Source organism: Bartonella sp. TT121SHDZB, from assembly GCF_042193415.1.
GTDB lineage: Bacteria > Pseudomonadota > Alphaproteobacteria > Rhizobiales > Rhizobiaceae > Bartonella.
The window spans coordinates 90,735-102,924 of the sequence record NZ_JBHILR010000007.1; the positions used below are offsets into that span (position 1 = coordinate 90,735).

At 38.4% G+C, this 12,190-nt stretch carries 11 protein-coding genes and 3 pseudogenes; 4 read left to right on the forward strand and 10 right to left on the reverse strand.

Features of this window, described 5'->3' with window-relative positions; genetic code table 11:
- Positions 1-446: 446 nt before the first annotated feature.
- The 3 genes and pseudogenes from ACFIKI_RS05765 to rpmE all read right to left on the reverse strand — a co-directional run.
- Positions 447-679 (reverse strand): annotated as a pseudogene (locus tag ACFIKI_RS05765) (ABC transporter); the annotation flags it as partial.
- Between the two features lie 224 nt (positions 680-903).
- Positions 904-1,143, reverse strand: a pseudogene (locus ACFIKI_RS05770) (ATP-binding cassette domain-containing protein); the annotation flags it as partial.
- Between the two features lie 252 nt (positions 1,144-1,395).
- Entirely contained in the window at positions 1,396-1,617 is a 222-nt protein-coding gene (gene rpmE, locus ACFIKI_RS05775; protein ID WP_005774581.1) for a 50S ribosomal protein L31, read from the reverse strand.
- Between the two features lie 190 nt (positions 1,618-1,807).
- Here rpmE and ACFIKI_RS05780 point away from each other — a divergent pair, with 190 nt between their 5' ends.
- The 3 genes from ACFIKI_RS05780 to ACFIKI_RS05790 all read left to right on the forward strand — a co-directional run bounded on the left by ACFIKI_RS05780 (position 1,808) and on the right by ACFIKI_RS05790 (position 5,720).
- A complete protein-coding gene (locus ACFIKI_RS05780; protein WP_375666305.1) occupies positions 1,808-3,598 on the forward strand; it encodes an ABC transporter transmembrane domain-containing protein in 1,791 nt (596 codons plus the stop codon).
- 839 nt (positions 3,599-4,437) lie between these two features.
- On the forward strand, positions 4,438-5,031 hold the full coding sequence (locus ACFIKI_RS05785) for a hypothetical protein (protein ID WP_375666253.1): 594 nt from the start codon (positions 4,438-4,440) through the stop codon (positions 5,029-5,031).
- Positions 5,028-5,720 (forward strand): hypothetical protein, encoded by a 693-nt coding sequence (locus tag ACFIKI_RS05790; protein ID WP_375666254.1) that lies wholly within the window; start codon positions 5,028-5,030, stop codon positions 5,718-5,720. The genes ACFIKI_RS05785 and ACFIKI_RS05790 overlap by 4 nt, the downstream gene beginning before the upstream one ends.
- A 500-nt stretch (positions 5,721-6,220) precedes the next feature.
- On the opposite strand, the gene ACFIKI_RS05795 is transcribed toward ACFIKI_RS05790, so the two are convergent.
- The 7 genes and pseudogenes from ACFIKI_RS05795 to ACFIKI_RS05825 all read right to left on the reverse strand — a co-directional run bounded on the left by ACFIKI_RS05795 (position 6,221) and on the right by ACFIKI_RS05825 (position 11,499).
- Positions 6,221-6,451 carry an inositol monophosphatase family protein gene (locus tag ACFIKI_RS05795; protein WP_375666256.1) on the reverse strand — a complete coding sequence of 77 codons (231 nt, stop codon included), beginning with the start codon at positions 6,449-6,451 and terminating at the stop codon, positions 6,221-6,223.
- Positions 6,387-6,860: an inositol monophosphatase family protein gene (locus ACFIKI_RS05800; RefSeq protein WP_375666307.1), complete on the reverse strand. Its 474-nt coding sequence runs from the start codon at positions 6,858-6,860 to the stop codon at positions 6,387-6,389. Before ACFIKI_RS05800 ends, ACFIKI_RS05795 begins: the two co-directional genes overlap by 65 nt.
- 54 nt (positions 6,861-6,914) lie before the next feature.
- Positions 6,915-7,706: an inositol monophosphatase family protein gene (locus tag ACFIKI_RS05805; protein WP_375666258.1), complete on the reverse strand. Its 792-nt coding sequence runs from the start codon at positions 7,704-7,706 to the stop codon at positions 6,915-6,917.
- Positions 7,707-7,717: 11 nt separating this feature from the next.
- Complete coding sequence (gene efp, locus ACFIKI_RS05810; RefSeq protein WP_015856958.1) at positions 7,718-8,293, reverse strand: elongation factor P; 576 nt, start codon at positions 8,291-8,293, stop codon at positions 7,718-7,720.
- A 479-nt stretch (positions 8,294-8,772) separates the two neighbouring features.
- Positions 8,773-9,244, reverse strand: a pseudogene (locus tag ACFIKI_RS05815) (helix-turn-helix domain-containing protein); the annotation flags it as partial.
- A 499-nt stretch (positions 9,245-9,743) separates the two neighbouring features.
- Complete coding sequence (locus ACFIKI_RS05820) at positions 9,744-10,787, reverse strand: tetratricopeptide repeat protein (RefSeq protein WP_375666259.1); 1,044 nt, start codon at positions 10,785-10,787, stop codon at positions 9,744-9,746.
- Between the two features lie 346 nt (positions 10,788-11,133).
- A complete protein-coding gene (locus ACFIKI_RS05825; protein ID WP_375666261.1) occupies positions 11,134-11,499 on the reverse strand; it encodes a helix-turn-helix domain-containing protein in 366 nt (121 codons plus the stop codon).
- A gap of 497 nt (positions 11,500-11,996) precedes the next feature.
- Between ACFIKI_RS05825 and ACFIKI_RS05830 the strand changes: the two genes are divergently transcribed.
- Complete coding sequence (locus ACFIKI_RS05830) at positions 11,997-12,185, forward strand: antitoxin (protein WP_375611750.1); 189 nt, start codon at positions 11,997-11,999, stop codon at positions 12,183-12,185.
- Positions 12,186-12,190: the final 5 nt, after the last annotated feature.

Consider the following 12,190-nt stretch of genomic DNA (forward strand, 5'->3'; position numbering starts at 1 on the left):
CAGCCCTTAGAACGTAAAGGGGCAAGGGAGGTATTTCATTCCTTTTTTGTACCGTTTTACTCCACACGCCAACTCTGCTTGTGATGTGCAAGCCAAGAGATTTTGTTTGACTCACTATGAGGGGGGTGACATGAGAAAATCCTATGGTATTCATGATCTTTCATGAAAAACAATGAATTATCCTTATAAATCAACGTGACAGTGCTGTTATGACTTGCACATCTTAATAGCCCATAGCGATTTAACTGGGTATTATTTTACATTCTGTACACAGAAGTGTCTTTATAAAATGCTCCATCTTGCGCAGAAAAAAGAACAGCCCGTTAAAAAAGAAAAACATCTCAATGTTTGCTTTTCTTTTTTCCATGAGAGATTTAAATTGATAAGCCTGTCTGAAAAGAGTGCTGTTTATGCCCTTAAAGATATTGCTCTTGTATCAAGATCACTTACCCAGGTGAAAATTGGAGTTTTGCGAGGTAAGCATAAACGCCATTTTTTGCCACAAGTTCGGCATGGATTCCTTCTTCCACAAGGGCGCCTTTATCCATCACGAGAATGCGATCAGCTTTTAAAATTGTTGCCAAACGATGTGCAATGACCAGGATTTAGAATTTTGTATCAATCCTTCTAAGGTATCTTGCACCAACTTTTCACTGTTTGCATCTAAAGAAAATGTTGCTTAATCAAATAGTAATAATTTGATTTATAATAATAATTCATTGTTTTATATGTTGAATGAGAATCCCGAATACCGTAGGATTCTCTCATTTCAAACCATGTTCCATGGTGAACCAATCAAAACCATGCCTTTTGCACTTTACAAGCGGGGAGAGCTCGCGTGAATAAAAAACTATTAAGAAAGGACTTAAAATGCCTATAATAAATTATCTCAAGTGCCAAGGGCTGTAGCAACATCCACGAGTTGGCAAATATAATGACGGTGCCTGCTTGCAACAAGAGGGCTGCATTTCTTAAAATTGCCCGTGCAATACCAATGCGTTGTTTTTGCCCCCCAGAAAGCATGGTACCACGTTCTTCTACTTGCGTATCCAAGCCATCTGGTAAAGCTTGAATAAATTCAAATGCATTGGCAGCTTTAGAGGTGGCCAAAATTTCCTCTCCATGGGTATGTTCAGTTCCAAAAAAGAAGAAAAGTTTACAATTATTTTATTTCAAGTCTTTATGCTCTAGGGAAGAAAGGATTTATGCATATATTCAAAATGATTTTTGAATTTAAAAACGCAACCACAATGATTTATAAATATTTAAGACCCATCTGTTTATGTCGGATGCGTTTTTGAATTAATATTTAAAGTGCACTCTTTGATAGGATCAAAAACTCATCGTTTGCAATCGTTTTGTTTAAAACCCTTGTACCCCATAAAAAGGAGGCTTTTACATGCCAATATTACCAAAACGATTTTTGAACTTAGAAAGACGACCGCCACGGTCTACAAGTGTTTGGGACCCACCTGTCCATGCTGGATGCGTTCTTGGGTCAATATCTAGATTAAGGGTATCACCTTCTTTTCCCCAAGTGGAACGCGTCGTATACTGGGTTCCATCCGTCATTACAACGGTAATTTTGTGATAGTTGGGATGAATATTCGCTTTCATGCGTCAAACCTTTTGCGTTTATAGAATGAAAGAACACTTACTCGTTTTTTTAAGTGCGCTTCCTTTGTCTTTTTGATACACTGATTTAAAGTATTTATTCCTATAGCCGAGCACGCATCAAAAAACAAGTGTTCAAGATACATCATTGTATCAAGTGTTATAAATCATTTAATAGAGTGAGCGAAATTTTATAATGTTACATTATCATTCAGAAAAATCTACGAAATCTTCCCATAAAAAATCTTCATTCTCTTCGCTTGCAATTTTTGTTCCTTATCTTCTGCGCTATCGTTGGTTGTTTATCTTTGCTTTTCTAGCGTTATCTGTTGCTGCTCTTGTCACATTAGCTTTGCCTGTGGCTATCCGCCAAATGTTCGATCATGGGTTTTCTACTTCAAGCCATGGACATATCAATTTTTACTTTGGGATTTTGTTTATCTTAGCCTTGTTTCTCGCATTTGCTTCAGCAGCCCGTTATTATTGTGTTATCACCTTAGGAGAACGGATTGTTGCCGATTTACGGCGTGATGTGTTTGTCCATATTATGAAACTTTCTCCTGCTTTTTTTGATCGATCACATTCAGGAGAGATTGTTTCAAGGCTTCTAACAGATACCACACAAATAAAATTAGCTGTGGGCTCTACCGCCTCTACCGCTTTGCGTCAGCTGATTATCGTGATCGGAGCCGTCGTGATGATGGTGATCACCAATGCTAAATTATCTTTGCTGGTTCTGGCTGCTATTCCTATTGTGGCCATTCCCTTGGTGGTCTTTGGACGTAAAGTTCGCTCTCGTACCCGCGCGGCGCAAGATCGTCTCGCAGATGCCAATGCTGTTGCTACAGAGCAGGTAAGTGCTATTCGCACTGTGCAAGCTTTTACCGCTGAAAAACTCGTTACAATACGTTTTTCACAATTGATAGAACGTGCTTTTCAAACAGCACGTGCTTCTGTAATCTTGCGCTCCTTTTTTACGGGGTTTGCAATTTTTTTGGTTTTTAGCAGTGTGGTTGCTGTTTTATGGATTGGATCGCGTGATGTTTTGAATGGAACGATGACAGGAGGGACATTAGGGCAATTTGTCCTTTATGCGGTTTTTGGAGCTTCTACTTTTGCGCAATTATCGGAATTGGGAGCAGAATTAATCCAAGCAGCAGGCGCTGCTGAACGACTTGCCGAATTGTTACAAGAACAACCTACTATTGTAGCTCCTAAAAATCCTTTATCATTGGCGCAACCTGTTCGAGGTGAACTTGTTTTTGATCAAGTTGATTTTACCTATCCTTCTAGACCACAAGAGAAGGTTTTACGCTCACTTTCCTTTTCTGTAAAAGCAGGCGAAACGGTTGCTTTTGTTGGAGCTTCTGGAGCAGGAAAAAGCAGCATTTTTTCTTTGATCCTTCGTTTTTATGATCCAATAAGTGGAACAATTCGGTTGGATGGCATGGAAATTAATCGCCTTTCTTTACAAGATTTACGCAGTGCAATTTCCTATGTTCCACAAGATGTCGCCATTTTTGATGGAACATTGCGTGATAATATTATTTTTGGAACTGAAAATACCCATGAAGAGGAAATCCTTGCTGCCGCTAAAGCGGCTAATGCACTTGAATTTATTCAAGCTTTACCAGATGGCTTGGATACGCAAGTAGGAGAACGTGGTACCATGCTTTCTGGGGGTCAAAAACAACGCATTGGTATTGCACGGGCAATTTTAAGAAATGCACCCCTGTTGCTGCTTGATGAAGCAACATCGGCTTTAGATGCAAACAGTGAAAAGTTGGTGCAAGACGCCTTAGAAGGATTGATGCAAAACCGCACAACCTTGGTCATTGCACATCGTTTGGCAACAATTTTAAAAGCAGATCGTATTCTTGTGATGGATAAAGGGAATCTTGTTGAAGAAGGAACGCATGCCGAGCTTGTGGAAAAAAATGGCGTTTATGCCTACCTCGCAAAATTGCAATTTTCACCTGAGTGAGTGATCTTGATACAAGAGCCGTATCTTTAAGGGCATAAACAGCACTTTTTTCAGACAGGCTTATCAATTTAAATCTCTCATGGAAAAAAGAAAAGCAAGCATTGAGGTGTTTTTCTTTTTTAACGGGCTGTTCTTTTTTTGCCTGACATTTTTATAAAGACACTTCTGTGTATAGAATGTAAAACGATGCCACGTTAATCTCTATGAATAATTAAGGGGAGAGTTCTCTTCATAACAGCACTGTCACGTTGATTTATAAGGATAACTCATTGTTTTTCATGAAAGATCTTACATGGAATTTCTCGTTTCAAATTTGATTATGTTGCATTAGTCAAAACCATGTCTCTTGCATGCTGCAAGCAGAGAGAGCTCGCATGAAGTAAAAATACTTAAAGAAAGAATAAGTCCTCTTCATGAAGCGTCCCAAGTTTTAGGGGCTGTAGTAATATTGAGGGGATTAGGAAAGTGTATGATGATGTCGCTTTACTAAAAAAGAGCCGATAAATGAGCAGAGAGACGCTTTTTATCAATTTTATAAAACAAGGTGAGTACGCAGCCATGTTTTGCTGTGTTAGGCTTTTGAGTACTTTGAACCAATATTGTGGGAGTGCATTTTAAGAATTATAAAGCTCTTCTTAAAAGTGCATAAATCATTAGAGCAGTACAATTAAATACAAATTGTTTTATTTTACCAATAAAAATATCTATATTTTGTGTGTTGTTTTTATTAAAATATAATATGTAGTGATTTTTAAATCATATGTACACATAATGATACAATATCGAGAAATCGATAAAAGAGCTGCGTTAAATATTGGTGAAAATAAAAGAAAGCAAGAATGAGTGATCACGATACTTTCATAGTTATAGTAGGAATAGTTATAATAGGGAGCATAATCTATAGTCTTTGGTTAGCAAATTATCAGAAAAAGCAATTAAATGAACAACTTGAACAGTTTGAAAAATTACTGCAGCTAAAAGATCGAGAGTGCGCGATATACCAAGATATTATTGCACAATGGGAACAAAGGCTTGTTAAAAAAACTCAAAAAATATCGCCAAAATGGATTAAACAATGGGATGAAGAAGTAAAGGAATGGGAAAGGAGTATATTAGAGATAAAAAAAATTGGATATATTTCTGAATCTTATGAATCTAAAAAACAGCAGCATCCAATGGTACAAGATATTTGTGCTCAAGGATATGTAGATATATTTTTTCTCTATGAAAAGGCGCTGGAAGTAGAATTTACTGATAAACATATCAAAAAAATAAATGAATTAATGATGCGTCCAATTTTTAAAGAAACTTATCCTAAAGTTGTGCGATTCATGAGACAGAATGGTGTCACATTACGAAAGTTTGTGGACCCTTTGACGAAAAAAAGCGCTATAAGCCTACAATGCTGTTGTTTCATTGGTGGTTATATATGATTGATGATATGATTACAGCTGAATACGAACAGCAACAAAAAGATAAAGCTTCAGGGCTCTATCGTGACTTAGCATCTCTGGAAATTTACTTTGAAGACATACCTAAATATACAGAATATGAAACGCTAGAAGAGATACTGTCTTGTTGGTATCTTAGTCTGCCTAGAGATGCTGAATTACTATGCATTTGTAAAAGAGAGCTTCTAGCATTATTGTATGATATTTCTAGTGCTTATAAAGCGGCAAGAAAAACTTTTATTTACTATAAGCAGCTTATTGATACGGTAAAAGAAGGATATATGGCCTTTGATAAGGATTGTCGTTACTCCACGGTTAGAAATGACATTGATGTTTGTAGAGAGAAAGATAAAGAAAAGAAAAAGGGGTTGCGTATTGCTAAAGAGACTCCAACATATGAAAAAGCCTATAAATTAGGAGTCATAGAATGGATGAAGTGGTCAAGTAAGAAATGTGATAATCAATGGATCTTTTGGAAAATGCTTGTCAAAATAGGAAATTCAAAAGAAAAATTAAAAATCATTTTTGGTGATGAAAAGGTAAATGCACTGGAAGAGGCTATCAAAAAAGATCAAGAACAGTTCGTGAGCGAATTTCAAGAAGCAATTCTCGAGAACAAAAATGTGCGTTTTTATAAATCCCATGCCTATTTGATACATACTTTAGAATAATGCTGAAAAGAAGGAGAAGCTGATAACAATTGTATGAATCGGTGAATTTACTGAAACCTCTGTTATCACACGCGGTGGTGAAACATATTGATAAGCAGTGAGAGTAATGTACAGCAGCTCTTACCAAAAAGGAGAGAGTGGGCTCTTCTAGAGTCAATATTTTTGCGCGCAGTGTAAGAGTGATCTCTCAAGAGAAGTAGGAGAGATTTTTGCCTCAGGTGCGATAATTGCTTTTTGGGGCGTTTTGTTATGATGGGATTTGTGTTTATTGCCTTTTGCAGCTTGTTTGCAGGGGAATTTGAATAACAGAAACGTCAATAAGGTAAGCTATTGTGGATTGCTTTTGTGGGGGGTATAGCGGGTATATTTTTTGTTCGTGGTGATGTTTTTTGTCACTATCTAATCAGTTATTTCCTATCGTTTTCTGTAAAGAAAATTAAAAACTCTTTCTTCATGTGTTTGTTTAAGGTTCTAAGGGTTTTGTAAAAAAACTGTAAGAGTTAAATGCCTTTTTTGAGGTTTTTTTCTAATTTTAGGCGAATGTGTTTATTGCAAGCAATGATATTTTTTTTGCGAAATATATCGCTGCTGCCTTCTTTATCAGTGACAAAAACACCGGCTTCGCGAAGCATCAGTATGCTGGTAGTTTTATCAAAAATGTGCAGGTTATCTTCCCAAAAACCATCGGTTTTTTCTGCGGCGACATAAGCTAAATTCGAGAGCAGCAGCACCAAAACGGCGCAGTCCAGCAACTTCCATCATCACATTACGCAATTCAATAAGATAAGTTCCATGACCTGGGCGACCAAAATGAGGCATGCCTGTGGCAATGACACAATCCTCTAGTCTGCGCCGTGCAGAAACGCGACAGCGGCGGTCATTGAAAAAAGCACCACACCCGCGTTGTGCGGTGAAGAGTTCATCACTCACGGGATTGTAAATGACACCAGCAACGACTTTCCCTTGGCTTTCTAAAGCAATGGAAACAGCAAAAAAGGAATGCCATGGAGAAAATTTGTGGTGCCATCTCAAAGGGTCAACAATAAAACGGTGTTGTGAATCTTCTCCAATGATTTCTTCAGATTCTTCCATCAGAAAACCAAATTTGGGGCGCGCTTTGCTTAATTCATTGAAAATAATTTTTTCCGCTTTGCGATCTGCTTGGCTGAGGTCATCTGCTGGATTTTTTTAGGCTTAAATGCCTTTTTTGAGAACTCTTTCTAATTTTAGGCGAATGTGTTCGTTGCCGGCAATGATATTTTTTTTGCGGAATATATCGCTACCGCCTGCTTTATCGGTGACAAAACCTCCGGCTTCACGAACCATCAGTATTCCAGCAGCCATATCCCAAATTTGTAGATTGTCTTCCCAAAAGCCATCGGTTCGGCCAGAAGCAACATAAGCTAAATCAAGAGAAGCAGCACCAAAACGGCGCAGTCCAGCAACTTCCATCATCACATTACGTAATTCAATAAGATAAGTTCCATGATTTGGGCGACCAAAATGAGGCATGCCTGTGGCAATGACACAATCTTCTAGTCTGCGCCGTGCAGAAACGCGACAGCGGCGGTCATTGAAAAAAGCACCACACCCACGTTCTGCGGTGAAGAGTTCATCACTCACGGGATTGTAAATGACACCAGCAACGATTGTCCCTTGGCTTTCTAAGGCAATGGAAACAGCAAAAAAAGGAATGCCATGGAGAAAATTTGTGGTGCCATCTAAAGGGTCAACAATAAAACGGTGTTGTGAATCTTCTCCAATGATTTCTTCAGATTCTTCCATCAGAAAACCAAATTTGGGGCGCGCTTTGCTTAATTCATTGAAAATAATTTTTTCCGCTTTGCGATCTGCTTGGCTGACATAATCTGCTGGTCCTTTCAAAGACACTTGCAAATTTTGCACTTCACCGTAATCACGTACCAACGAGCGTCCTGCTTTCATTGCAGCTTGCACCATGACATTCATGACTGCAGAATGGGCCATTTTTTATTCCTTTATTTATCTTTTTCATTTGCACGACGCAAATAAATCAACTCATTGGTGTCTACAATGATACGTTCACCAGCATTCATAAAGGGGGGAACAAGAATACGAATCCCGTTTTCAAGAATGGCGGGTTTATAAGAGGAGGTAACCGTTTGTCCTTTGATGGCAGGATCGGCTTCCGCAATCGTGACAGCAACTTGATCAGGAAGCGAGATGCCAATAGGCTTTTCTTGATAAAGTTCAACTGTGACTGTCATCCCATCTTGGAGAAACGCAGCACGTTCACCAACAAAATCCTTTTGAAGTTCAAGTTGTTCATAAGATTCTGAATCCATAAAGACCAAAGCATCCCCTTGTTGATAAAGAAATGTGAAATCCTTTTGTTCAAGGCGCACGCGTTCAACTGTCTCAGCAGCGCGAAATCGCTCATTAAGTTTTGTACCATCAATCAAATTTTTCATTTCAACTTGGTTAAATGCACCACCTTTTCCTGGTTTTACAGCGTTGCATTTAACAGCAACCCATAAACTTCCTTGATGTTCGATCACATTACCAGGGCGAATTTCATTGCCATTAATTTTCATCGTTTCTATCCAATTCTATTCTTGCAAAAAGAACTCTCTTGTTGTCTTTATGGCGCTTTTCTTTGCTGCCTTTAACGGTCAAGCTCTTTTGTTATTTTCGGGCTAAAATCCCTTTGATTAACCTTGCGGCTCTCTCATAGTCCTGTGTGCTCTTTATGGGCTTTCTCCTGCTTTTTGCAAAGAGAAAAGCTTAAGTAAAAAAGGACCTTTATGTATTTTTGCTTTTCAGTTCTTTGCAAGACCATAAAAAGCGCTCAGACGCAAGCTTTTTAAAAATTTGCACAAAAATTTTTTAGAATTTTTGGGGAAATTTATCCCGTTGTGTCGTAAAATATCATCATTGATGGCAATGATATAATTGATGGTAATGATATAAGTTCCATAAAACCATGAGGTGTTTTTAATTAAGAATATGTGAATACGGAGTTTATTATGAGTGTCTCATGTGATAGAGCGTGGTGTGTTGTCACAGGGTGTTCGTTTGTATTCTTATCAGAGATGAGCTGTAAAATGGCTCTTTGTTTTATCGAGGTTAGAACTCTAAATCTTTTGAGCAGCAGGTATTCTTCTGTACTTGATGCGATTTCATCATGAGGGTATGGGGGCTGTTGTTTTGCTGAGGTGTCCGCATAGAAAAAGACAAGTGGAACATTTAAGATATCGGCAATTTCTTTTAAACGCCCTGCGCTAACACGATTTAAGCCGTTTTCATATTTCTGGATTTGTTGGAAAGTAACACCTAAATGTTGACCTAATGTTTTTTGAGAAATTTTTAGCATTTTTCGTCTCAAACGAATTTCTTTACCAATGAAAATGTCGTTATCAAGATTTTTGGCTCGCATTTTAAAGCCCCCTCCGAGTGCGAGCGCTCTCGCGTTGGTATTCCGGGAGCTTGAAAATACTGAATCCGAATCAGCCTTTTTGCTTTTAGTGCTTAAAGCACCTGGACATAGCAAAAACTCCCGGAATCCCGGGATACCCAAAAAGCGGGTTTATTTTCGCGTTCGGATTATAGGGTTTTCAAGGCCCTATTGGTCGTTGCGTATGCGACCAAAACACTTTTCAAGTCATAAAGTAATTTCAGTAAATTTACAATAAAAAATAGTTTTTTACTGAGAGGCGGCGTATTTTTCATCCAAGCAAAAAGAATAAAAAAATAGAGCTTGCGGAATTTTCGGGATAGCCTAGCTCTTTTGCTTATTGGATATTGTTTGCTTAAGCAAATGATACCAGTGCGTTTTCTTTACCAATGAAAATGTCGTTATCAAGATTTTTGGCTCGCATTTTAAAGCCCCCTCCGAGTGCGAGCGTCCTCGTTATTAGTATTCCGAGAGCTTGAAAATACTGAACTCAAATCAGCATTTTGCTTTTAGTGCTGAGAGCACCTAGACAGTGCAAAATCTCCCAGAATTTCTATAAATTTTATCTTTTTGATGCAGAGAGGAGTATTTTAAAAAACAGGAAGGAGCTTTATTGCTTCTTTGTGCGCTTTTTCTAGTTGTGCCTTATCCATGCCTTGGAGCATTATTTCAAGATCAGGGGCTTGCATTTTTGCTTCCTTTGCGAGCATATACCATGCTGCTGCCATTATTATATCGCCTTTTGTTCCTGTGCCATCTCGATAAAGCCTTGCAAGGGAAATTTGTGCCGGCGCAATCATGTTGACGGCATTTCTTTGAAGTAAATGAAAAGCACGCTGAAAATCTGTTTCTCCTCCACGCCCCTGTACAAGCCATTGCGCTAAAAGAAGTTGAGCTTTTAAGTGGTTGTTTTGAGCCGCTACCTCCATGAGCTTGCGGGCATTGCGATCATCTTTTGGTCGCTTTAACGTGCCTAAGGAAAGAATTTTTGCAGCAGAAAAAGCAGCTTCAGCATCGCCAAGAGCAGCACCTTTTAAGTACCATTTTAAAGCTTGCTCGATTGCTTCATTTTCACGACTTTGGGAAGAAACACCTGGGAGAGCTTGTTTTTCCTGTGAGGCTTTATAAAGAAGCAGTTGTCCATAATAAAAATAGGCTTCCTTGACGCCTGCTTTGACAGCTTTTTGAATGAATTGCTCACCAAGCCCTTGATTTTGTTTTATAAAGTTACCATCAAACAACATAAGTCCATAGCGTAGTTGTGCTTGGGGTTCCCCCTGTTTTGCAGCGCGTTTAAACCATAAAGCCGCACGCGCACCGTCAAGAGGAACAGCACATCCTTCCATATAAATTCGGGCAAGAAGAGTTTGTGCAAAAGGATCATTTTTTTCAGCACGTCGGAGTGCTTCACGAAAAGCTTTTAAATAATAACCTTGGATGTAATAGTCATAGGCTTGGTCATAGTCTCCAGCTTTTAAGGGCTGAAAGGGTTCTTGAGTGTTTGAAGCTTCTTGAATCGTATTGAAAGAGCTTTCAGAATTTGAGATTTCTTCAGTGTTTCCCGCTGAACTTACAGCAGAACTTGCAAGCCCAATCACGCCTAAGATAAGCAGCTTCACGCTTCTCTTGATCATGGTGTTTTCTCCTCATTACCGATCAGAATTTTCACATTTTTTTTTCATCATTACAAGCCGTATAAGAATTTCATTTCTATATTACTTTTTATCTCTCAGTTTTTCGTCTTGGTTCAAGGTAGGTTTGGGTAAATTAAAAAAAGTAGCATAAATGTCGACGAGAGACAGACTATTTAAAACAGTCCTGTTAAAAATAATAATGATAAAGGGGTATCGTGTGTAAAGATGCTTATCTTCTATTATATCAAGGGTTTCTCCCCCCCTAAAATGAAAACATGCTTACAATGGAGGTTGTTTTTAAAAATACGTATGAATGCTTATGAATAGCGTGCGCTATCGCGTTATGTTAGCTTGCATTCTCATCAGAGATCAGCTGTAAAAAGGCTTTCTTTTTTACCGTTGTTAGAACTCTAAATCTTTTGAGCAGCAGGTATTCCTCTGTGCTTGATGCGATTTCATCATGGTGGTATGGGGACTGCTGTTTTGTAATGATATCCGCGTAAAAAAAGGAAAGTGGAACATTCAAGATATCGGAAATTTTCTTTAATCGCCCTGCGCTGACACGATTTAAGCCGTTTTCATATTTCTGGATTTGTTGGAAACTTACGCCTAAAGCGTGCCCTAAAGTTGTTTGAGACATTTTTAGCATTTTTCGTCTCAAACGAATTTTTTTGCCAATAAAAAGATCAATATTAAGATTTTGAGATTGCATTTTTCCCCGCCGGTTGCGAGCGCCCTCGCATGAGTATTCCGGGAGCTTGAAAGTACTGAAATCTAATCAGCTTTTTTTGCTTTTAGTGCTTAAAGCACCTGGACATAGCAAAAACTCCCGGAATTCCGGGATACCCACAAAGTGGGGTAAATTCATGTTTAGATTTTCGGGCTTTCAAGACCCTCTTGGTCGTTGCGTATGCGACCAAAACATCTTTTAATTCATAAAGTAATTTCAGGAAATTTACAATAAAAATAGTTTTTTACTTACAAAATTTGTTTTTTACTGAGAGGCTATCTGCCTCTTAAACCTTTCTGGAATGATTGTCAAAATCATGACAACAGCCCCCGTGTTTTTTGAGAGGGTTAAAAAGCCTTAAGTTTTAAGATCAAAAGAACTTTGGACGCTTAAAAGTTAAACATTTTCAATTCGCTAATATTGACAACATAGACAAGAGTAATTATCTCCAATATTCAGGAATAGAAAGGACATATATTATGAAGACCACCCTTTCTCCGCTAATTTCAGAGTTCGAAACCGTTGAACAGGAAAGCAGCTACACTGCATGGCTGCGCGATAAGGTAGCGAGCAGTCTTGCAAATCCATATCCTCCTATTCCGCATGATGAGGTTATGGCTGAAATGGAAGTTATAATCAGTCAGCTTGAAGCTGAACAGGACAAGTGATGCTT